This is a genomic window from Actinomadura chokoriensis, from assembly GCF_041463665.1.
GTDB lineage: Bacteria > Actinomycetota > Actinomycetes > Streptosporangiales > Streptosporangiaceae > Spirillospora > Spirillospora chokoriensis_A.
Map to the genome: position 1 here is coordinate 111,576 of NZ_JAXCEJ010000011.1, position 22,148 is coordinate 133,723.

At 72.4% G+C, this 22,148-nt stretch carries 18 protein-coding genes; 8 read left to right on the top strand and 10 right to left on the bottom strand.

The genetic code is table 11. The features are described 5' to 3' along the window. Positions 1-76: 76 nt before the first annotated feature. The 3 genes from SM418_RS18865 to SM418_RS18875 all read left to right on the top strand — a co-directional run bounded on the left by SM418_RS18865 (position 77) and on the right by SM418_RS18875 (position 2,629). Complete coding sequence (locus SM418_RS18865; RefSeq protein WP_371942356.1) at positions 77-721, top strand: PadR family transcriptional regulator; 645 nt, start codon at positions 77-79, stop codon at positions 719-721. A gap of 163 nt (positions 722-884) precedes the next feature. Further along, complete coding sequence (locus SM418_RS18870) at positions 885-1,859, top strand: ATP-binding cassette domain-containing protein (RefSeq protein ID WP_371942355.1); 975 nt, start codon at positions 885-887, stop codon at positions 1,857-1,859. Continuing rightward, entirely contained in the window at positions 1,856-2,629 is a 774-nt protein-coding gene (locus SM418_RS18875) for an ABC transporter permease (protein WP_371942354.1), read from the top strand. Before SM418_RS18870 ends, SM418_RS18875 begins: the two co-directional genes overlap by 4 nt. Before the next feature lie 69 nt (positions 2,630-2,698). Here the strand turns inward: SM418_RS18875 and SM418_RS18880 are convergent, their stop codons facing one another. Further along, the gene (locus SM418_RS18880) at positions 2,699-4,018 is read right to left on the bottom strand and encodes a cation:proton antiporter (protein WP_371942353.1); all 1,320 of its coding nucleotides are present in this window, start codon (positions 4,016-4,018) and stop codon (positions 2,699-2,701) included. 212 nt (positions 4,019-4,230) lie between these two features. On the opposite strand from SM418_RS18880, the gene SM418_RS18885 reads away from it, so the two are divergent. After that, positions 4,231-5,268 carry an alpha/beta hydrolase gene (locus SM418_RS18885; RefSeq protein ID WP_371942352.1) on the top strand — a complete coding sequence of 346 codons (1,038 nt, stop codon included), beginning with the start codon at positions 4,231-4,233 and terminating at the stop codon, positions 5,266-5,268. Positions 5,269-5,326: 58 nt separating this feature from the next. Beyond that, entirely contained in the window at positions 5,327-6,847 is a 1,521-nt protein-coding gene (locus SM418_RS18890) for a vanadium-dependent haloperoxidase (protein WP_371942351.1), read from the top strand. On the opposite strand, the gene cydC is transcribed toward SM418_RS18890, so the two are convergent. The 4 genes from cydC to SM418_RS18910 are packed head-to-tail and all read right to left on the bottom strand — an operon-like array spanning position 6,814 to position 12,083. Continuing rightward, entirely contained in the window at positions 6,814-8,412 is a 1,599-nt protein-coding gene (gene cydC / locus SM418_RS18895) for a thiol reductant ABC exporter subunit CydC (protein ID WP_371942350.1), read from the bottom strand. The genes SM418_RS18890 and cydC overlap by 34 nt on opposite strands. Next, positions 8,409-9,980 (bottom strand): thiol reductant ABC exporter subunit CydD, encoded by a 1,572-nt coding sequence (gene cydD / locus SM418_RS18900; protein WP_371942349.1) that lies wholly within the window; start codon positions 9,978-9,980, stop codon positions 8,409-8,411. Before cydD ends, cydC begins: the two co-directional genes overlap by 4 nt. Before the next feature lie 10 nt (positions 9,981-9,990). After that, the gene (locus SM418_RS18905; protein WP_371942348.1) at positions 9,991-10,758 is read right to left on the bottom strand and encodes a cytochrome d ubiquinol oxidase subunit II; all 768 of its coding nucleotides are present in this window, start codon (positions 10,756-10,758) and stop codon (positions 9,991-9,993) included. Positions 10,759-10,811: 53 nt separating this feature from the next. Continuing rightward, positions 10,812-12,083 carry a cytochrome ubiquinol oxidase subunit I gene (locus tag SM418_RS18910; RefSeq protein WP_371942347.1) on the bottom strand — a complete coding sequence of 424 codons (1,272 nt, stop codon included), beginning with the start codon at positions 12,081-12,083 and terminating at the stop codon, positions 10,812-10,814. Between the two features lie 135 nt (positions 12,084-12,218). Between SM418_RS18910 and SM418_RS18915 the strand changes: the two genes are divergently transcribed. The 3 genes from SM418_RS18915 (at position 12,219) to SM418_RS18925 (ending at position 14,507) form a co-directional block, all read left to right on the top strand. After that, a complete protein-coding gene (locus tag SM418_RS18915) occupies positions 12,219-13,373 on the top strand; it encodes a sensor histidine kinase (protein ID WP_371942346.1) in 1,155 nt (384 codons plus the stop codon). Then, positions 13,370-14,038 carry a response regulator transcription factor gene (locus SM418_RS18920; protein WP_371942345.1) on the top strand — a complete coding sequence of 223 codons (669 nt, stop codon included), beginning with the start codon at positions 13,370-13,372 and terminating at the stop codon, positions 14,036-14,038. The genes SM418_RS18915 and SM418_RS18920 overlap by 4 nt, the downstream gene beginning before the upstream one ends. Positions 14,039-14,102: 64 nt before the next feature. Continuing rightward, a complete protein-coding gene (locus tag SM418_RS18925; protein ID WP_371942344.1) occupies positions 14,103-14,507 on the top strand; it encodes a hypothetical protein in 405 nt (134 codons plus the stop codon). A 194-nt stretch (positions 14,508-14,701) separates the two neighbouring features. On the opposite strand, the gene SM418_RS18930 is transcribed toward SM418_RS18925, so the two are convergent. The 5 genes from SM418_RS18930 to SM418_RS18950 all read right to left on the bottom strand — a co-directional run bounded on the left by SM418_RS18930 (position 14,702) and on the right by SM418_RS18950 (position 21,964). Continuing rightward, positions 14,702-17,011, bottom strand: a complete 2,310-nt coding sequence (locus SM418_RS18930; RefSeq protein ID WP_371942343.1) for an NACHT domain-containing protein — start codon at positions 17,009-17,011, stop codon at positions 14,702-14,704. A 216-nt stretch (positions 17,012-17,227) separates the two neighbouring features. After that, positions 17,228-17,938: an ABC transporter ATP-binding protein gene (locus tag SM418_RS18935; RefSeq protein WP_371942342.1), complete on the bottom strand. Its 711-nt coding sequence runs from the start codon at positions 17,936-17,938 to the stop codon at positions 17,228-17,230. Continuing rightward, positions 17,935-18,696 (bottom strand): ABC transporter ATP-binding protein, encoded by a 762-nt coding sequence (locus SM418_RS18940; RefSeq protein WP_371942341.1) that lies wholly within the window; start codon positions 18,694-18,696, stop codon positions 17,935-17,937. The genes SM418_RS18935 and SM418_RS18940 overlap by 4 nt, the downstream gene beginning before the upstream one ends. Beyond that, positions 18,686-20,692, bottom strand: a complete 2,007-nt coding sequence (locus SM418_RS18945) for an ABC transporter permease (RefSeq protein ID WP_371942340.1) — start codon at positions 20,690-20,692, stop codon at positions 18,686-18,688. Before SM418_RS18945 ends, SM418_RS18940 begins: the two co-directional genes overlap by 11 nt. A 15-nt stretch (positions 20,693-20,707) precedes the next feature. Further along, positions 20,708-21,964, bottom strand: a complete 1,257-nt coding sequence (locus SM418_RS18950) for an ABC transporter substrate-binding protein (RefSeq protein ID WP_371942339.1) — start codon at positions 21,962-21,964, stop codon at positions 20,708-20,710. Between the last annotated feature and the right edge of the window lie 184 nt (positions 21,965-22,148).

Sequence of the window (22,148 nt, forward strand, 5' to 3'; positions counted from 1 at the left end):
TGTCCCGGCACGTCTGGTTCGCAAATCCCCGGCGCGGTATACTCGGCTCAGAGTATCCGCCACCGGAGAGTCTCCCATGGTCAAGCGCAAGGTCTCCAATCCGCTCGCGTTGGCAGTGCTCGCCGTCCTCTCCGAAAGCTCCATGCATCCGTACGAAATGGCTCAGAAGCTCAGGGGGCGCGGCAAGGAGCAGAGCATCCGGATCAACTACGGGTCGCTCTACACGGTCGTCGATGCCCTGTGCCGGGCCTCGTTCATCGAACCGGTGGAGACGTTCCGGGAGGGCAGGCGTCCCGAACGCACCGTCTACTCACTCACGCCCGCGGGCAGGGTCGAGTTGCGGGAGTGGCTCAGCGAGATCCTGCGCACCTCGACCAAGGAGTACCCCGAGTTCGAGGCGGGCCTGTCGCTGATGCCCGTGCTGCCGCCCGAGACGGTGGCCCCGCTGCTGCGGCAGCGGGTCGAGTCGCTGGAGATCAGGCTGGGCGAGGTCCGCGCGTTCATGGACCAGATGCGGGCGAGCGGCCTGCGCCGCCTGTTCCTGATCGAGGCGGAGTACGAGGAGATGATGCTGCGCGCCGAACTGGCCTGGGTCAAGTGCCTGGCCGAAGAACTGGAGGAGGGAACACTCGAAGATCTGGAGATCTGGTACCGCTGGCATCAGGGTGACGAATCCAGCCGGAGTTTCGCTATCCGGGGGGAAGAGCGTCACATGACCTGACCCACCGGTACGAGAACCCCGGCGGGTGTTGGAGCACCCACCGGGGCCCACGACCTCGATCGACGCCAACGGGTGGCGCCCGGTGATTCGAGGATCCCACACCAGGTTAACCGGATCGCTCCCCGCCGGCACGATCGCCGACCCACACCGCGGGAGATCCGCCATGTCCGGAGACAACCCGGCCATCGAGGTCAGCGACCTCACCAAGACCTATCCGAACGGCGTCCGCGCCCTGGACGGCGTCACCTTCTCGGTGCCGTCCGGCACCGTCTTCGGCCTGCTCGGCCCCAACGGGGCGGGCAAGTCCACCACCATCAAGATCCTTACGACCCTCACCCGGCCGGACTCCGGCACCGCGCGCGTGGCGGGCCACGACGTCCTGTCCGATGCCGCGCAGGTGCGCCGGCACATCGGCTGCGTGGCGCAGAACTCCGGCGTCGACCCGGCCGCCACCGGGCGGGAGAACCTCGTCCTCCAGGGCCAGCTGTACGGCTTGGGCGGCGGCGCGCTGCGCGAGCGCGTCGACGGCCTGCTGGAGCGGTTCGGCCTGACCGACGTCGCCGGCCGGCTCGTCAAGACCTACTCCGGCGGCATGCGCCGCAAGCTGGACGTGGCCATGGGGCTCGTGCACGAGCCCCGCGTGCTGTTCCTCGACGAGCCCACCACCGGCCTGGACCCCGAGGCCCGCGCCGAGCTCTGGAAGGAGATCGTCAAGATGGCGGCCGGCGGTATCACCGTCGTCCTCACCACGCACTACCTGGAAGAGGCCGACGAACTGGCCGACACGCTCGCCATCCTCGATCAGGGCGGGGTCGTCGCGCACGGCACCCCGGAGAACCTCAAGAAGGCCCTGCACGGCGACTCCGTCCAGGTCCTGCTGAACGAGCCGCCGGACGAGACGGTCGCCAGGACCGCCCTGGCCAACGTGGTCGGCGTGCACGACATCGTGGTGTCCGGCCGCGAGGTCGGCGCCCGCGTCGACGCCGGCGCGGACAGCGCACCCGCGCTGCTGTCGGCGCTGGAGTCGGCCGGGCTCCGGGTGGCGTCCGTCACGCTGTCGGCGCCCACCCTCGACGAGGTGTACCTGCGGCACGCCGGCCGCACCTTCCGCAGCGTCCAGGAAGGGCACATCCGATGACCACCGCGGTGATCCAGTCGTACCACATGACGGTGCGCGACCTGCGGGCCTTCGTCCGCCAGCCGTTCTACCTGGTCGCCACGCTCGTCCAGCCGGTCATCTGGCTGCTGCTGTTCGGCAAGCTCTTCGCCCCGCTCATGGAGCACTCCCACACCACCGACTCCTACATCGGCTTCCTCACCCCCGGCATCATCGCCATGACCGCCCTGTTCGCCAGCGGGTGGAGCGGGATGGTCTTCGTCGTGGAGATGGAGCAGGGCACGCTCAACCGGTTCCTGGTCACCCCGGTCCGGCGCGGCGCGCTCATCACCGGTCGGCTGATCCACCAGGCCCTGTCGGTCGTCCTGCAGGGGCTGATCATCCTGGCCATCGCGCTCGCCACGGGGGCGCGCTTCCCGGGCGGCGTGCTGATCATGCTGGTGTTCCTGTTCTGCGTGGCGCTGATCGCCGTCGCGTTCGCCTCGCTGTCCAACGCCCTCGGCCTGGTGACCCGCAGCCAGGAGTCGGTGATCTCGATCGCGCAGTTCCTCGTGCTGCCGCTGGCGTTCCTGTCCTCCACGTTCGTGCCGCGCAAGCTGATGCCGGACTGGATGAGCACGATCGCCGGAGGCAACCCGGTGAACTGGCTCGTCGAGATCGGCCGGCAGACCCTGGACGACAGCGTCGACTGGTCGTTCGTGCTGATCCACGGCGCCGGGCTGCTGGCCGTCGCGCTGGCCTGCGCCTGGCTGTCGACCCTGGCGTTCCGCGTCTACCAGAAGCAGGCCTGACCCGCAGACCGCGGATCCCGGGCCGCCGGCCGGCTGCCGGCGGCCCGGGATCCGCGGACGCGGACGCGGTCAGGCCGCGGCGGCGGCCTTCTCCGGCTCCGGGGCGGCCGGGACCTGTTCCTTCTCCAGCCGACGGGGCAGCGCCAGCGAGTACAGCGGCATGGCGGCAGCGGTCGTGATGACCGCCACCAGCACCAGCATGCTGAACACATCGCGGCTGATGATCCCTTGGGCGAGCCCGATGTTGATGAAGATCAGGATCATCAGGCCGCGCGCGTTCATCAGCCCTCCCACCGCGTACGCCTCGCGATTGCCGAACCCGAGCGTGCGCATCGCGAGGGCGCACCCGAAGTACTTCCCGATGAAGGCCGCGGTCAGGATCGCCAGGAACGACATCAGCATGGTGCCGCCGGTCAGCCCGCCGAGCTGGGTGTTGAGCCCGGAGAAGGTGAAGAAGACGGGCAGCAGCAGGACCGACACCACGTTCATCATGCGCTCGTGCACCAACCGCCGGAACACCGAGTCACGCGGCATGGCGAGCCCGGCGATGAAGCCGCCGAACACCGAGTAGATGCCGATCCAGTCGGTCATCCAGCCCGCGGCCAGCGGCACCACCAGCACGACGTAGGTGTGCCCGAGGCCCAGGTCCCCGGCGCGGGCGACGGCGCGGCCGAGCGGCCGGAGCAGCGGGCGGACCACCACCAGCGCCACGGTCACGAAGAGCAGCGCCAGCGCGATCGTGCGCATCGCCGAACCGGTGCCGTCCCCGAGGTGCACCGCGCTCAGCACCGCCAGCAGGCACCACGCCGCCGCGTCGTCGATCGAGGCCGCCATGATCGTCAGCCGTCCGAGGCGCGAGTTCTGCAGGCCGCGCTCGTAGAGGATGCGGGCGAGCATCGGGAAGGCGGTCAGCGACAGCGCGCCGCCGAGGAACACCGCGAAGAGCCACCGGGAGACGTCGCCACCGGACAGCGTGGACCACAGGGCCCACCCGACGCCGGCGCCGAGGATCAGCGCGGGGAAGATGCCGGAGATCGCAAGGATGATCGGCCGGTGCGCGCCGTCGCGCTCCTCACCGCCGTGGTCGAGCCCGGCGCCCACCAGGAACATGTAGAGGGTGAGCCCGATCGTGCTGATCACGTAGAGGATCGGTTTCACCTCGGGCGGGAAGACGGCCTTCTGGGCGTCCGGGAACAGCCAGCCGAACAGCGTCGGGCCGAGCAGCACCCCGGCCACCATTTCGCCGAGCACCCGGGGCTGCCACACCCAGCGCATCAGCCATCCGCAGAGGCCCGAGGTGACGAGGATGACGATCAGCGCCGGAAGGACGTCGAGGACCAGTTCGAGGTTCTTGTCGGTGGCGGCGCTCGCGAGAACGTGGGCTTCCATTTCTCCTCCACCGCGGCCCTTTACGGGGCCGCTTCGCCGGTGATTGCCGCCGATCCTGAAGAGGGACGCTGGTGACGGGCTGGTGGCCAGTTGGAGATGCGCTGGTGCCGTGCGGCGCCTGGTTCCCGTGCCAGTGGCTTTACCGACGCTTGATCTTGGGGTAGCTGGGCGTGGCTAGCGTGGCGATCCTCCCCCGCCTCATGGGACATGTGATGAATGAACGGCCCCTCGCCAGCCTGCTCGCCGTCGTCTCGCTCCTGCTCACCGCCGCGATGCTCCCCGTCCCCGCGGCGGACGCGGCCCCCGTCCGGGCTCCGGCCGCCGTCGCCGCCGCGGCTCTGCCGTCCGGCATGCGGCTCGCGGGCGGAGCCCGCCTCCGGGAGGTCCGCGACGTCGGGCACCGCACCCTCGACGTCACCATCGACTCCGTCGCGCTCGGCGGCGAAGGACGTGCCCGCATCCTGCTCCCGCCCGGTCACGCCGGCCCGAGCGAGCGGTCCTGGCCCGTCCTCTACCTGCTGCACGGCTGCTGCGGCGCCCCCGGCGGCTGGACGCAGTGGACCGACTACTCCGACGTCGAAAGGCTGACCGCCCGCTACGGCGTCCTGGTGGTCATCCCGGACGGCGGCACCCACGGCTTCTACAGCGACTGGTGGAACGGCGGGCGGCACGGCCCGCCCGCCTGGGAGACCTTCCACCTCACCGAGCTGATGGGGCTGGTGCGGGACGGGCTGAGCGGCGGACCGCGGCGCGCGGTCGCCGGCGTGTCCATGGGCGGGTTCGGCGCGCTGTCCTACGCGGCCCGGCATCGCGGGCTGTTCCGCGCGGCGGCCTCCTACAGCGGGCTGACCGACGCGGTGTCCGGAGCCGCGAACGTCCTCGCCGTGCTGGAAGGCTACGGCGCCGACCCGTCCGGCCTGTGGGGCGACCCGGTCCAGCAGGCCGGCCTGTGGCGCGAGCACAACCCCTATGACCAGGTCGGCGGGCTGCGCGACGTGCGGCTGTTCGTGTCGTCCGGCGACGGGCGGCCCGGCCCGCTCGACCCGCCGGGGGAGCCCGCCGACCCGCTCGAAGGCTGGGTCGGGCCGATGAACGCGCGCTTCGTGGAGCACGCCCGCGCCGCGGGCGTCCGGGTGACCGCCGACCTCTACGGCGCGGGCACCCACGACTGGGCCTACTGGAACCGGGAGTTCGCCCGCAGCCTGCCGCTGCTGATGACCGCGATCGGGGCCGGGCCGGCGCCGGCGTGAACGGCGACGGCCCCCGCAGAGCGCGCCGCCGGCGCGCCGAGGAGGAAGGCGGAAGGAAATGTCCGACCGGAAGAGAACCCGAGGATTCCGGGGGCTGCGCGTGACCGCGCTGTGCGCCGCCGGGCTCACCGCCGGGACGGTGAGCGTCCTGCCCGCGATGGACGACCGCTCGTCCGCGCGGGCCGCGGACTTCGACTTCGACCGGGGCAACGCGATCACCGACGTGCTGTGGAGCCGCGTCGGGCATGTCATCAAGACCCAGGTGTCCCCCAAGGGGAACGACGCCACCCTCGTCTTCCGGATCGCGGCCATGGCCGCGGTGGCCCAGTTCGACGCGATCGCGCCGTACCGGGAGCGGGCCGTCGGGCTCTACTCCGACCTCGGCCGCCGCCCCGCCTCCGAGGGCGCCACCAACCGGAACAAGAACATCGCCCTGCTGTACGCGTCCTACCGCGTCTACCAGAGCCTCGTCCCGGCCGCGTCCGGCGAATGGCGCGAGATGATCAGCAGCGTCGGCCTGGACCCCGACGACGACCGGGAGAACACCACGTCGGCCGTCGGCATCGGCAACATGGCGGGCAACGCCGTGGTGCGGGGCCGGGCGCACGACGGCATGAACCAGCTCGGCGACGAGGGCGGGCGCCGGTACAACCGGCAGCCGTACGCCGACTACCTCGGGTACCGGCCCGTCAACAGCGCCTACAAGCTGACCGACCCGTCCCACTGGCAGCCCGCCGTGGTGACCAAGGGCAACGGAGTCTTCCAGGTCCAGCAGTTCATCACGCCGCAGATGAGCGTCACCAAGCCGTTCAGCTACGACAGCCCGAAGCAGTTCGTCCCCCCGCCGCCGCACAACAGCGACTACCGGCACAACGAGAAGGGGTACAGGGAGCAGGCCGACCAGATGCTGGCGGCGTCCGCCGGGCTCGACGACCGGAAGAAGATGATCGCCGAGTTCTTCGACGACAAGTTCCGCGGCATCGGGTTCTCCGTCGGCATGATCGCGCTGAACAAGCACGCGTCGCTGGACACGTTCGTGGAGCACACGGCCGCCACCGACGTCGCGGGCTTCGACGCGCTCATCACGTCGTGGTACGCCAAGTACAAGTACAACGCGGTGCGCCCGTTCAGCGCGATCCGCTTCCTGTACCGCGGCAAGCGGGTTACCGCGTGGGGCGGTCCAGGCAAGGGCACCGTCACCGACATGCCGGGCGAGGAGTGGCAGAGCTACCTGGACGTCCCCGACCACACCGAGTACCCGTCCGGCTCGACCTCCGTCTGCGCGTCCGCCGCGCAGGCGGGACGGCGCGTCTTCGGCACCGACGACATCACGCTCTCCTTCCGCTTCGCCAAGGGGTCCTCGCTCACCGAGCCCGGCATCACTCCGGCCGCGGACACGGTCCTGAGCTGGAACACCTGGAGCGAATGGGTGAGCCAGTGCGCGTGGAGCCGGGTACTCGGCGGCGTCCACTTCCCGTCCGCCGTGCGGGCGTCCCAGGAGTTCGGGCCGAAGATCGGCGACCGGGCCTACGAGCTGGTCCACGCTCACGCCGAGGGGAAGGCCCGGCCCATCGGCTGACGGTCGCCGGTGTCGTGCAGCTCGACCCGGCCGCGGGCCATGATGACGATGTCGTCGAACAGGTCGAGCGCGTCCTCCCGGTGGGTGACCACGACCGTCGTCCGCCCGTGCCGTGCTCGCAGCACGCCGGCGAGCACGGCACGTCCCGTACCGGCGTCCAGCGCCTCGGTGGGTTCGTCGAGCAGCAGCACCTCCGGGTCGGCGAGCAGGGCGCGGGCCAGCAGCAGGCGCTGGCGCTGCCCGCCCGACAAGCCCTGCCCGCCCGACAAGCCCTGCCCGCCCGCGCCGAGCGGGGTCGACAGGCCCTCGGGGAGGGCGTCCAGCCAGCCGGTCAGCCGGACCCGGTCAAGGACGGCGCGCAGCTCGGCGTCCCCGGCGTCCGGCCTCGCCATCAGCAGGTTGCCGCGGACCGTGGTCCCGAACAGGTGCGCGTCCTGGTACATCCCGCGCGCCGGACGCAGCAGCGCGAGGCCCTCGCTCGGCTGGACGAGCCCGGCGAGCACCGCCAGCAGCGTCGACTTGCCGGCGCCGCTCTCCCCGAGCACGGCCACCGAGCGCCCCGGGGACAGGTCGAGGTCGACCCCGTCCAGCGCGGGGACGTCGCCGTAGCGCACCCGGACGCCGCGCAGCGCGACGCGTCCCGGGACGGCCGGGCGGTGCGGGCGCCCGTCGGGCGGGAGGTCGGCGGCCGGCCGGAGCAGCCGCCGTACCCGCGCCGCCGCCGGGCGCAGCTCGACGTAGCGCTGCGCGGCCGGGATCAGCGGCTGGACGGCGTCCAGCGCGACGAGCGCGGTCAGCACGAGCACCGCGGCGGTCACCTGGCCCGTCCCGGCCGCCGCCCAGGCGACGCCGAGGGCGGTCAGCCCCTGCACCGCCGTGCCGGCCGCCAGCGCCGCGGCGGACACCGCGCCGCCGGCGCGCTCCATCCGCGCCAGCCGCCGCGCCTGGCGTTCCGCGGCGGCCGCCGCGAAGTCCAGCGCGCCGAACGCCAGCAGGTCGGCACGGCCGTCGGTGAGGTCGATGACCCGCACCGCGAGGTCGGAGCGCGCGGCGGCCAGCCGCGCGCCGAGGCCGCGGGCCGCCGCGGCCGCCGCCGCCGGGACGGCGAGGCCCGCCACGAGCGTGCCCGCGGCGACGACCGCGCCCGACGCCGGGTGCAGTGCCCAGCAGAACGCGACCGCCGCCGCGCCCGCGATCCCGGCCACGATCGACGGCAGCGCGCAGCGCAGCCGGATGTCCTGACCGGCCTCCAGGTCGGAGACCATGTGCGTGAGCGCCTCGCCGTCGCGCGGCCCCGCCTGGACGGGACCGTGTGCCAGCGAGCGGTACAGCCGCACCCGCTGCCCGGCCGCGCGGCCGAGCGCGGCGTCGTGCCCGGCCAGCTGCTCCAGGTACCCGAAGAATCCGCGCGCGGACGCGAACGCGCGGACCGCCACGATCGCCAGGCCCAGCGCCGACAGGTCCGGCCGCTCGGCGGCGCGGGCGATCAGCCAGGCGGCGGAGGCGGTCAGGCCCAGGGCGCAGAGCCGCGCCGCGACCCCCGCCAGCACGGCCGCCGCGGTCACCGGCGCACCTCCTCGATGATCTGGCCCTCGCTCAGCCGGACCACCCGGGCGGCGTCGTCCAGCAGGGCGGGACGGTGCGCGACGAGCACCGCGGTCCGGTTCCGCAGCAGCCGCCGCGCCGCGTGGACGACGGCCTGCTCGCTGTCCGGGTCGAGCCGTGCGGTGGGCTCGTCCAGCAGCAGGACCGGGGCGTCGCGCAGGTAGGCGCGGGCCAGCGCGATCCGCTGCCGCTGCCCGGCCGAGAGCCCGGCCCCCCGCTCGCCGAGCACCGTAGCGTCGCCGGCCGGCAGCGCGTCCACGAACTCCCGCGCGTGCGCGTCGGCCAGCGCGTGCCGCACCGCCGTGGCCGTGGCGCCGGGCATGCCGAGCCGGACGTTCGCGGCCACGGACTCGGCGAACAGGTGCGGCACCTGCGGCACCCAGGCGACCTGCCGCCGCCACGCGGCGACGTCGAGGTCGCGCAGGTCGATCCCGCCGACCAGGACGCGGCCCTCGTCGGGTGCCGTGAGACCGAGGAGCACCGCCAGCAGCGTCGACTTGCCCGCTCCGCTCGGACCGGTGAGGGCCACCACCTCGCCCCGCCGGATCACCAACGACACCCGGTCGAGCGCGGGCCGGTCGCCGTAGCGGACGCTGACGTTCTCCAGCCTGATGTCGCCGCGCGGCGGCGCGATCCGCCCGGCGGGCTCGGGTTCGGCGCGGCCGAGCACGCGGGCGGTCTCCTCGGCGACCGCGAGGCCCTCCGCGGCGGCGTGGAAACGGCTCCCGAGCGAGCGCAGCGGCAGGAAGACCTCCGGCGTGAGCAGCAGGACCAGCAGCGCCGTCCGGTAGCCGACGCCGCCGTCCAGCAGGCGCAGCCCGATCGGGACGGCGACGAGCGCGACCGACAGCGTCGCCACCAGGTCGAGCACGAGCGCCGACAGGAACGCGGTGCGCAGCACGCGGCGGGTGGCGCGCCGGTGCGCGTCCGCCATCCGCCGCACCTCGCCCTCCTGGTGGGCGGTCCGGCCGAACGCGCGCAGCGTCGGGATGCCCGCGACCACGTCGCGGAAATGGCCGCCGAGGCGGTCGAGGCGCTCCCACTGCACGCGGGTGGCGTCGCGGGTGTGCCGGCCGACCAGGGCGCCGAAGACCGGGACGAGCGGCAGCGTGACCAGCACGGTCAACCCGGCGACCGGGTCGGCGGCGAGTAGCCGCGCCAGCACCAGCGGCGGCACGACGGCGGCCATGGCGAGCTGCGGCAGGTAGCCGGTCAGGTACGGGTCGAGCGCGTCCAGGCCCCGGACGATCAGGGTGGGGCCGCCGCGGGCGTGCAGCAGCGCCGCGCGCAGGTCCGCCTTGACCTGCGCGGCGGCCCGGTGGACGACCCCCGCGGTCGCCCAGGACACCAGGGCGCGCAGCGCGACGACCCCGGCCAGCCAGGGGAGCGGGCCGGGGTCCGGCGGGGCGAGCGCCCGGACCAGCAGTTCCGCCTGGGCGACCACCAGGGCCCCCTGGACGACCGCCGGCGGCGCGAGGGTGCGGAGCAGCCGCCGGCGGTCGATTCCAGGGAGGTCGGGTGCGGTCACGGCCGGGTTCTCACAGGTATCCGGGGGCGGTGACGCGGCGGCGGAAGATCCACCACGTCCAGATCTGGGCGGCGACGAGGACGGGCAGGACCGCGGCGGTGGTCCCGGCGACGAACTCCGCCGACTCGGTCACGGTGTCGCGCAGCGGGAGCCGCGCACCGAGCACCAGCGGGATCACCGCCATGCCGATCGAGGTGAGGGCGAACGTGACCTGCTCCCCGGACGGGCCGGTGACCGTCCGGGCCCGCTCGTGCGGTGCGCCGCGCAGCCGGAGCGAGGCGAACGCCAGGCCGTGCAGCGCGAACAGCGCCCACGCCGCCGCCACGCCGATCAGCGGGAACGGCGAGGTCTCCGGGTCGAGCCGGTACAGCAGCACCGAGCCGACGATCCAGCCCCACGCGCCGGTGACCGTCCAGCTCCCGGCCGCGATGGCGCCGTCCCAGAAGAGCCGCCAGCGCGGCGCGTCCAGGCGGCCGCGCAGCCACAGGCCCACGTCGCGGATCACCCACCCGGCCAGCAGCGCCGCGACGGTGCCGAACAGCGCGCCGAACAGCTCCCCCTCCAGCTCGTGGAAGAGGCCGACGAGGAGCCCGGCGGTGAGGACCAGCCAGATCTCGTTGCCGAGGAAGAACGGGGCGAACGCGGCGATCACCAGGCGCCGCTCCGCGGGGTCGCGGCCGAGGAAGAACAGCATCATGCCCGTGCCGAGGTCGGTGCCCGCCAGCACGAAGTAGCCGACGGCTGCGAAGGCGAGGAGGCCGATGGCGAGGACGTCCATGAGAGTTCCCTGTCAGCGTGGGCGGCGTCAGCGTGGGGCGGCGTGGGGCGGCGTCAGAAGTTCGGCACGGGTTCGGGCTCCGCGGCCGGTTCCGGCGCCGCGCCGAGCGCCGAACCGTCGGGTCCGCGCCGGGCGAACCGGCCGAGCAGCCAGGCGTCCAGCGCGATCAGCACCGCGAACAGCGCGGTGAACCCGATCAGCGTGAGCCGCATGCTGCCGGCCGACGCCGACGGCGACAGCGCGTCCTCGGTCCGCAGGATCTGGTTGATCGTCCAGGGCTGCCGGCCGACCTCGCGGAACAGCCAGCCGCAGAGCACGGCGACGAACGGCAGCGGGATCGACCAGGTCAGCAGCCGCCGCGAGATCCGGGTGACGATCCCCGCCCGGCGCCGGTACGCCAGCGCCAGGTTCACCGTCGCCAGGAGGAACAGCACCATGCCGAGCTGGATCATCAGGTCGGCCGGGACGCCGATCCAGTCCGGCGGGCTGTAGTCGCCGGGACCGAGTTTCGCGGCCAGTTCGGCCTGCAGCCGCGCCTGCTCGGCGGTGTCGCCGGTGCTGACCGCGTACTTCATCGGCAGGTGCTCGTCGACCACCGCGAACTGGTTGAAGCCGACGCCCAGGGTGAACAGGGCGGCGGGCACCGCCACGATCATCCCGGTGCGCAGCGAGCGACGGAACAGCTCCAGGTCGGCGGTGGCGCGCCGCAGGTGGAACGCGCTGATCCCGGCGAGGAAGAACCCGCCGGTCAGCAGCCCGGCCCCCAGCACGTGCGCCAGCGCGATGAGCGCGTCGGGGTTGGTGAGCATCGCGGCGCGGTCCACCAGCACCATCCGGCCCCCGTGCCGCTCGGCGCCGACCGGGTTCTGCAGCCAGCCGTTCGCGGCGATGATCCAGTACGCCGAGACGTAGGCGGTGAGCGTGACGACCCAGATCAGCGCGAGGTGCGCCCACCGGTTGATCCGCCCCCAGCCGAAGATCCACAGCCCGAGGAAGGTGGACTCGAGGAAGAACGCGACGAGCGTCTCCATCGCGAGCGGAGCGCCGAAGACGTCCCCGGCGACCGTGGTCAGCCCGCTCCAGTTCAACCCGAACTGGAACTCCATCACCAGCCCGGTGACGATGCCCATGCCGTAGTTGATCACGTAGAGCTGGCCCCAGAACCGGGTCATCCGCCAGTGCGTCTCGCTCCCGGACACGGTGGCGCGCGTCTGGACGGCGGCCACCAGCGGGGCCAGTCCGAGCGTCAGCGCGACGAACAGGAAGTGCGCGCCCGCGGTGATCGCGAACTGGAGCCGCGCGAGGTCGAGCGTCTCGGCGTTCATACCCGGGATCTTCACGCAGCGGCGCCGGCCCTGTCGTCGGCCCCCGGTTGACACCTCGATGTCAACCGGGGGAGACACCCGGCGAAATAGTAGCTATGTATACTGTCGCCGCGGCTCTCTTCCCGAAGGGGTGCGATGAGGCTCCACCGTCCGTCGGCGGGCCTGCTCCTGGACGCGGCGATCGCCGCCGTCACCCTGGCCCTCGTGCTCGGCTCGGCGTTCACCCAGGACGGGCCCGCGCCGCTGCCCGGCCAGGTCGCCGCCGCCGTCGCCGCGTGCGCCGCGCTCGTGCTGCGCCGCCGCCACCCCGTGACCGTCCTCGTGCTGACGCTGCTGCTGACCTCGGTGTCGGGCGCGCTCGGCGAGTCGGGCGGCCCCGTCTTCGTCGCCTACATCGTCGCCCTCTACACGACCGCGGCCGAGGGACGGCTGCCCGCGGCGATCGTCCTCGCCGTGATCGGCATCATGGGCATGATCCTGCGCGGCTCCGGCTCGACCCCCGGGCAGCAGGAGAACTCCGTCCTGGTGGCCGGCTGGCTGGTGGCGGTGCTCGCGGCGGGCGGGGTCGCCTGGAACCGCCGCGCCTACCTGGCCGAGGTGGAGCGCCGCGCCGCCGAGGCCGAGCGGAGCCGGGAGGCCGACGGCCGCAGGCGCGCCACCGAGGAGCGGATGCGCATCGCCCGCGAGCTGCACGACGTGCTCGCCCACAACATCTCGGTGATCAACGTGCGGGCCGGCGCGGCGCTGTTCCACCTCACCGGCGGGTCCCGCCGCGACGATCGAGGCCTCCGCGCCGAGCTGGTCGACACCCTCACCGTGATCCGGGAGGCGGGCCGGGACGCGGGGCGCGAACTGCGCGCCACGCTGGGCGTGCTGCGGCAGGCCGACGAGACCGACCCCGTCGCCCCTGCCCCTGGCCTGGCCCGCCTGCCCGACCTCGTGGACACCGCCGGCCGCACCGGGCTCCACGTCCGCACCACCGTGGAGGGCACCGGACAGCGCGTCCCCGCCGAGGTCGACCTGGCCGCATTCCGGATCGTCCAGGAGGCGCTGACGAACGTCGCGCGCCACGCGCGGACCGGGGAGGCCACGGTCCGCATCCGCGTCGACTCCGAAGACCTGCACATCCGCGTGGACAACACCGGCGCGGCGCGCGGGAGCGGCACCGGCTACGGCATCCGCGGGATGCGCGAGCGCGCCGCCGCGCTGGGCGGCGACCTGCGCGCCGGGCCGTGCGGCGACGGCGCGTTCCAGGTCCTCGCCAGGCTGCCGCTCCGGGAGAACGCATGATCAAAGTCCTGCTGGCCGACGACCAGACCCTCGTCCGGGTCGGCTTCCGCTCGATCCTGGAGGGGCAGCCCGGCATCGCCGTCGCCGGGGAGGCGGGCGACGGCGCCGACGCCGTGCGGCAGTGCGGCGCGCTGCGCCCCGACGTCGTCCTCATGGACGTGCGGATGCCGGACCTGGACGGCATCGAGGCCACCCGGCGGCTCGCCGCCGACCCCGCGCACGCCGACCTGAAGATCATCATCCTGACCACCTACGAGCTGGACGAGTACATCTACGGGGCGCTGCGCGCCGGGGCCAGCGGTTTCCTGCTCAAGGACATCGACCCCGCGGAGCTGATCCGGGCCGTGCGGGTGGTGGCGCAGGGCGACGCGCTGGTCGCCCCGTCCGTCACCCGCCGCCTCATCGCCGAACTGGCCGGGCGCGTCGACCCGCAGGCCGCCGCCCCCAGCCTGGACGGGCTGACCTGCCGGGAGCGCGAGGTGCTCGGCCTGGTCGCCGAGGGCCTGACCAACGCCGAGATCGCCGTCCGGCTGTGCGTCACCCCCACGACCGCGAAGACCTACGTCAGCCGCGTCATGACCAAGCTCGCCGCCCGCGACCGCGCCCAGCTGGTCATCTTCGCCTACGAGACGGGCATCGTGACCCCGCGCCGCCTCCTGCGGTGAGCGCGTCGTAACCCATCGCCGACCGGCCCTTCGCGGGGTCGGTCCCGTCATCGAAAGGCATCAAATGGTCCAGCTCACCGGCCTTTCCGTCACCGGCAAGGTGACCTTCGCCGCACTCCTCACGGCCGGCGTCGCCTTCGTCGTCCTGGAGGCGGCGGGGCTCACCGACACCCCGCCGATCCCGCCGGGTCTCGTCGCCATCGTGCTGGCCGCCTGCCTGCTCGCCCTCGCGCCGGGCCGCTGGACTCCCGTGGCCGGTGCGGTCGCCGCGCTGTTCAACCTCGTCGTCATGTTCGCGGTCGGCGCCCAGGAACGGCTGGTCGAGCCGAAGTCGGCGCTCGACCTCGTGGCCGGTTGGGTCCTGGTGGTCGCGCTGGTCGTCGCGAGCGTCGGCGGAACGGCCGCCGGCTTCCGGAGGAACGGGCCCGCACCCGTCGTCGGCGACCCCGGCGGCGAGGACCGAGATTGACCCGGGGCGCCGACGAGCTGATCGAATGGACGTCGAGAGTGATTCAATCCTTCCTCCTCGCCCCCGGTGACCGGACGCGAAGCGGTACCGAACTGCGGGACTTCCTGCGGCGACGCCCCTACCGCCGGATGCTGCGTCAGCTTCCGGGACGAGTAGTCGCCGTGCTCACCGGCTCCGCCGCGTAAGGCGGAACGCTATCCGTCCTCGCCTTTGACGCGCTGCCAGAAGTCGTGGAAGGGGTCGCGGAAGATTCCCGGTGATCGCCACTTGACCGTCAGTGCGCAGGGCCGGGTGTCGACGCGGGTGAGCGTGAGGGTGAAGCGGGTCGCGTTCCGGCCGGCCTTCGGCCAGGGCCAGTCCGGGCTGGGCCGCCCGGCCATCAGGCGTTCCGTGCTGGTCGCTCCTCCGGCGTTGATCGTCGCATCGACGGCGGAGCCCTGGCATCCCTCGACCGACCAGTCTCCTCTCCATGACTTCACCGGGGCACGGCTGCGCCCGGTGATCTCGAAGGCCGTGGTGTGCGGCTGCCCGGTGCGTAGCCGCTCCCACGCGAGGGTCGTGCCCTTGCTGCAGGGTTGGTTGAAGTCGCCGGGGGTGCAGACGGACGAGTCGATCGCCCTGGGGCGATGGCCCGCGACGATCGACACGCTGTCCGCCTGGACGACCCATGCGAATCCCCAGAACGCGCCGCACGCGGCGACCACCAGGACGCCGAGGCGCAGCACCGGAGTCCGCAGCCAGTTGCCCGGCACGATCGACGTCCACCCGGGCAGGCGGCGCGGCTCGCCGGCCACGACGCGGGCCTGGGCGGTGAGGGCGTCCTGGAGCCGGGCGTGGCGGAACTGGTACACGGCGCCGACCCGGCGCAGCACGGCGGCGTTCTCGTGGGCGTCCTGCACGAACCGGATGAGCAGGAACGGCAGCCGACCGCGCAGCGCCAGCCAGAGCCGGGAGATGTGGTAGGCGCCCCAGGAGGTGCTGAGCGCCGCGCTGAGCGCGAACACGGCCGCCAGCACCCAGCCGGTGCTGGCCAGGTCGTGGTAGTCGGCCAGCAGTGTCGCCACCAGGCTGCCGGTCAGGCCGCCGACCAGTGCGGTCCAACCGACCGCGACGACGCCGTTCCAGCGCAGCAGGGTGCCCGCTTCGGTCGCGGGGCGGGCGTTCACCGGGACCTCCGAACCGGAGATGAGAGCGGTGACCGCTCCGGCCGTGCCCAGTGCCGCCGCGAGCCACAGCCCGCCGGTCCAGCCGAACACCAGCTCCCCAAGCCTCCACCCGCCGTAGGCGAGGAGCAGCCCGACCAGAACCGGGACGGCCGGCGAGCGCAGGCGCCACAGCTCGATGTCGCGCGTTCCCCAGGCGGCCATGTTCCTGCTCAGGGTGGTCAGCCAGCGGCGGGCGCGGTCGGGGCGGTAGCGGCGGTCGGCGTTGCGGTCGGAGTAGACGGCGGGGATGAGGCTGTCGAGCAAATGGTGCTCGATCGACTCGCGGTCGGGGAAACGCTCGGCGTCCAGCAGCTCGGCGGGCGGTTCGACGTGGGTGCGGTACACGGTGCGCAGCAGGTCGACCATCAGCGGGGTTTCCAGTGCCTCGGCGAGCGGGGCCTCGGGGTGCTCGCGCAGGTGCCGGACGATCGGCTCCCAGCGCGCCTCGCCCTCCATCTGGGCGTCGCTGAAGAACGCGATGGCATCCTCGTGCTCGACCGACTCCACCTCGACCACGCGGGCACGGGACAGGAACGCGCGGGAGTCCGTCACCGCCCTCTCGTACTCTTCGCTGCGGCAGGTGAGCAGGAACGGGCGGTTGCTCAGCTCCCGGTCGATCCCGCGCAGCGCGTCGGGCCGCAGTGACGAGGGGATCTCATCGAGGCCGTCCAGGAGGGGCAGAACCCGGCTGACGAGGCGGTGCGCGGTCGCCTCGGAGAAACCGTGGTCTTCGGCGAGGCGTTCGGCCATCCACGTGTTCAGGCTGATCTCGGGATTCCACGCTGACAGCGGGAACAGCACCGGGATCGCGTCCAGCTCGGGCCGTGTGAACAACTCCAGCAGCGTCCGTACCGTCAGGGCCGTCTTGCCCGCGCCCGGCTCCCCGATCACCACCAGCTGCCGGTGCCGCAACTCCAGCAGCGCGTCGGCCAGTTCGGCGCCCTCGCCGTCTCGGCCGTGACCGTCGGTGCCCGCGCCGAAGACCGCCGACCGTGTGGCCTGCACCCGCCGGTGCGTCTGCGCCCAGCCGATCACCAAGGGCTTGTTGCCGGGCAGCCGCCGCCGTTCCTCGTCCTGCCACTGGGCCTGGACGGCCTCGGCCAGGTCGACGAGGGCCTGGTCGTCTTCGGCGCGCTGATCGTCGTGACGAGCCTGGAGGGCCACGATCAATGTGGACACCGTCAACGCCGCCGACCCGATCGTCGCCGGCAGCGCCAACGCGCCGCCGAACTGGTCGGCCTTCTCCAGCCCGAGGGTCCACTGGTAGAGCACGGTCGCGAGCGTCAGAGGAATGGTCACCGCCAGTGGCACCGCCCATCGGGGCAACCGGCGTCTCACGGCGGCCTCGGGCAGGGAGGAGGAAACGGCATGATCAACACAATAGGCCGGAAGAGCGCGGGGGTAGCTCGTTACTCGGCTGCCGAGCCGTGCCGCCCTGTCCGCATCTGGCCTGCTCGGTCGCCACGTGACCCGGCGAGCCGATCACCCGCCCGCCGCCGAGTGTCTAAGGCCGTGTCAATGTTCCTTGTCTCCGAAATAGGCTCGCTGGATCCGATCCCGGTCCTCTCGGAGATCAGCCGCTTGGCCGGTGAGCACCACCCGGCCGTGGTGGAGCACGACCGCCTCGTCGGCGACGCTGAGCGCCTGGTCGATGTGCTGCTCGACGAGCACGATCGCCGTGCCGTCCTCGTCGGCGAGCCGTCGCAGCTCCGGCAGGATCTGCTGTACGGCGACCGGAGAAAGTCCCATGCTCATCTCGTCGATGAGCAGGACCTTCGGCCGGAGCAGCAGGGTCTTCGCGATCGCGAGGAGCTGCTGTTCCCCTCCCGAGAGCAGACCGCAGCGCCGGTTCAGCAGGGGCCGCAGTTGCGGGAACCGGTCGAGTGCCGGGCCGGCGCCGCCCGGCGCCTTGGCCAGCCGGAGATTCTCGGCGACGGTCAGGCGGTGGAAGACTCCCCGATTGTCCGGGATCAGGCAGAGCCCGGACCGGGTGGCGCGCTCGACGCTCCCGGTGACGGGCGAGCCGGCGGCGGTCACCGTCCCGCCGAGGGCCGGCAGCAGACCGGCGGCCGCGCGCAACGTGGTGGACTTCCCCGCGCCGTTGGGGCCGAGAAGCGCCAGGATCGATCCGGCCGCGACCCGCAGGTCGATGTCACGGACGGCGGGGACCCCGCGGTAGCCGGCGCTGAGGCCGCTGATCTCCAGTGCGTGGATCGTCTCGGTCACGGGGTCACCGGGCTTCCCAGGTAGGCGGCGATCACCTGGGCGTCGCTGCTGACGTCGCTCGGCGTGCCCGAGGCGATGATCTTTCCGAAGTCCATGACGTAGACCCGGTCGCAGACGTCGAGAACCAGCGTCATGTCGTGATCGATCAGCAGGACGCCCGGACCGGAGGCTGCGATCCGGCGCAGCTCCTCCCCGAACTCGGCGCTCTCCTCGGTGTCCAGTCCCGCGGCGGGTTCGTCGAGCAGCAGCACGCGGGTGGAGCCGACCAGGGCCCGTGCCACGCCGGCGAGCTTCTGCCGGCCCAGGGAGAGCTCGTCCGGGCGGCGCCCGGCCATCGCCTCCAGGCCCACCAGGCTCAGGGCCTTCTGGATGTCCTCCTCGGCCCGCTTCCGGCGTCTGCCGAGGTCGGAGACCAGGCCCCGCAACCCGGGTGGATCGACCGAGACGGCGAGGTTCTCCGCGACGGTGAGGTCGGCGAACAGTTCCCCCGACTGCCAGGTCCGGGCGAGGCCCATGCGGCGACGCCGGTGCGCGGGAACCGAGTCGAGCCGGACGCCGTCGAGTTCGATCGTGCCGGTGTGGGGCGCGAAGCCGGTGACGGCGTCGACGAAGGTGGTCTTCCCCGCGCCGTTGGGCCCGATCAGGCCGACGATCTCCGCGGCGCCGACGTCGATGCACACGTCGTCGTTGGCCCGGACGCCTCCGTACTGCACGGAGATGTCGCGGGTGAGCAGCAGCGGGCTCGGGTCACCGGGCATCGGCGGACTCCTTTGCGTGGGCGGCGGCCGGCGGCTGTGCGGGGGCCCGCCGGGCCCGCCGGACGAGGAGCCATTCGGGGACGGCACCGCGGTGCGGCGAGAAGACGACGACACGCAGCAGCATCGCGGCCGCCACGATGAGCGTGTAGTACTGGCCCAGATCGATCGTCTGGGTGAACACCAGGTACAGCAGCCCCAGCGGTCCGGCGATGCCCGCGAGGATCGCGCCCGAGACACGGGTGATGTCGCCGACGTAGGTGGTCGCCAGGACGGCCAGGCCGACGAGGACGGTGAACGAGGCGGCCGAGAGCTGGCCCCGGCTGTAGCCGATCAGGCATCCGCCGATCCCGGCCAGGAACGACGCCAGCGCGAAGCCGAGCAGTTTGACCGCCGGGACGTTCACGCCCGCCGCGGCCGCCGCGCGTTCGTTGGACCGTACGGCTAGGAAGGCCCGCCCGGTGGCCCCGGACAGCAGCCGCGTCATGGCGATCAGAAGCACCGCGACGATCACGAGGACCATGAAGGAGAACCGCAGCGTGATGAGGTCGGTGCCCTCGCGGACGGCCAGGGAGAATCCGAAGAGGGACGGATCCGCGATCAGATTGCCCGTGTAGGGCGTCAGCGCCGGGTTGCTGAAGACGAAGCTCTCGATCGCGAGTGCCGCCGCGATGGTGGCCACCGCGAGCTGGGCCCCTCGGATCCGCAGCGCCGGTACGCCGACCACGATCCCGAGGGCGGTCGCGGTCAGGGCCGCCAGCAGCATCGACAGCGGGAAGGGGACGCCCACGTTCGTCGTCAGCTTCGAGAGCGCGAACCCGGCCGCGCCGGCGAAGGCCATCGTGGTCAGCGAGATCTGGCCCAGGTAGCCGGTCAGCAGCACGACCGACGCCGCGATCAGCGTCAGGATGATCGACATCACGAGGCTGAAGCGCCACTGGCCCGTGGTGAGGACGATGGCGACCGCCGTCCCGGCGACCAGCGCGGCGGTCCACAGCGGCCGGAGCCGCGGCACCTTCACCGGCGCCTGCGCGCCGGCGTCACGGGCGCCGCGTTCCGGGATGCCGCGGCCGAGCAGGAACAGCGCCACCACGACGATGACGAACGGAACCGCGTCGCCGACGCCGGCCTGCGCCCACGACGGCCACCAGCTCTTGGCCGTCAGGAACAGCAGGATCTGCTGGACCGAGCCGAGGGCCAGGCCGGCGCCGCAGGCGACGCCGATCGACGTCAGGCGGCCCACGAGCGCGACGGCGAGGGCGGGCACGACGTACAGCATGTAGCTGGTCGGGTCCAGGCCGCCGATCGCGGGCGCCGCCAGGATCACGATCAGTCCCGAGACGAAGCCCGTCGCGCCCCACATCAACGCGGCGAGCCGGTCCGGCGAGTATCCCATCAGCCGCAGCGCCTGCTCGTCCTCGGCGCCCGCCCGGGTGGCGATGCCCATCCTGGTGAACCGGAAGTAGCCGGCCAGGGCGAGCGCGATGCCGATCGCCGCCGCGGCCAGGATCAGGTTGCTGACCGCGATCGTGGCGCCGCCGAGCGTGAACACCCGGGACGTCAGCGCCGGGAGCGGGAGGAGGCTGCTGGGATCGGTGCCGAGGGTCGCGGTGTTGAACCGGAGTGGCACCAGGGCCTGGATGAACAGCATCACCCCGACCGACGCGACCACCTGCCCGAGCGCGGGGGCCCGGCGCAGCGGACGGAACACGAGGTAGTGCGCCACCAGGCTCCACACCAGCCCGCCGGCGGCGCCGATGAGCACCGCCGGCCAGACGTCCATCGGTCCGGAACCCAGATGGACGCTCCCGACCGGCAGGACCAGGACGCCGCTCGTGCAGAGCGCGGTGGTCTGCCACACCGCCCACAGCGCCACCGAGCCCTGCGCGAAGTTGATGATGCCGGTGGCGACGTAGATGCTGACGAGCGACGCCCCGAGTGCCGCGTAGACGGCTCCGGTGGAGAAGCCGATGACGGCGAACTGCAGAAGATCGTTCATGGAAGGTTCGCGTGCTCAGCTGGCGCCGGGGATGTTCGCCATGATCGCCGGAGCCGGGGTGATCCAGTTGCCGGTGACGGGCTTGAGCGTGAGGTCCTTCTGCACGGAGAACAGGAGCATCTGCGTGGTGCAGTTCGGCGTCGTCTCCTTGCCGCAGGTGAGCGGGGATCCGAGGAAGGTGGGGAAGTCCTTCAGGCCCTTGAGCGTGGACAGCACGGTCTGCCCGGTCAGGTTGTCGAGCGACGGCGCGGCCGCCAGTGCCTTGGCGAAGTCCACGACGGTGGCGAACTGGGCGTAGGCGTAGAAGTCGGCGGGACCGCTGGTCTTCGAGATGTACTTGGTCGCCGCCTTGAGGTTGTCGGCCGCCGCCTTGGGCGCGTACTTCTCCGTACCGGGCAGCCACACCGACGAGTACAGCGTCGCCCCGGGGGCGGCCGCCGGGTCCGACTTGATGAAGCTCATGCACGCGGCGACGAAGACGTCGCCCTTGTACCCGACCGACCTCAGGTTCTTGATCAGCTGGGTGCACACCGAGGCGTTCGGCGCGGCGATCAGGCCGGCGACGTCGGGCTTGGTCGAGTTGATCGTGGCCGCCAGGGCGCTGAAGTTCGGGTTCGTGGGGGAGAAGTACAGGCCGTTCGCCTTGATCCCGATGGCTCCGGCCAGCGGCTTCAGCTGGGTCTCCACGGTCTTGTGCGAGGAGGGGGTGTCCACCAGCGTCAGTGTCGCCGACTTCTTGCCCTCGGCCTTGAACCCTTGCAGGGCGCCGACGAGGAACGAGGCCTGGGGCGCACCGAAGTAGACGCGTCCGGACGCCTTGCTGCCGGTGGTCTGATCGAACGGGATCTGGCCGACCAGGGGGATCTTCGCCGCCTCGAGGATGGCGATACCGGCACTGGAGCTGAGGTTGAAACCGTCGAAGGCCGCGACGACACCGGACTGGACGAACTTGTTGGCACAGCCGATGGTGGACTCGGGAGTGCCGTCGATCGAGCAGGACTCGACCACGATCGGCCTGCCCTTCACGCCCTTCAGTTCCTTGGCGATGTACTTCACGCCCGCGTCCATCCCGGACTTCACCGCGGGGACCGCCACCGCGCCCTTGTCCGGATTGAACAGGCCGACCTTGATCGGCGCGCCCGTGAGGGCGGGGTCGTCGGACGTCTCGTCGGAGCCTCCGGAGCAGGCGGCGGCGGCCGTGAGCAGCAGGCCCATCCCGCCGCTCAGCAGGACTCGCCTCAGAGCCCTGCCCTTGTGCATACCCAGGTTCATCGCTGGCCTCGCCTCTCTGGTTCGCATGCGCCCGGACCGTGAAACCGGCAGGCCCGCAGCTCAGGGGGTGTGAACCGCGTCACGCAGGCCTGAAAGTACCCAAAAACTGAGATTGAGGTCAACCTCTATTTTTTCCCGGCGCAGCCACGAGATTTCGGCCGTGCTCACGGTGGCTGGTAAGATC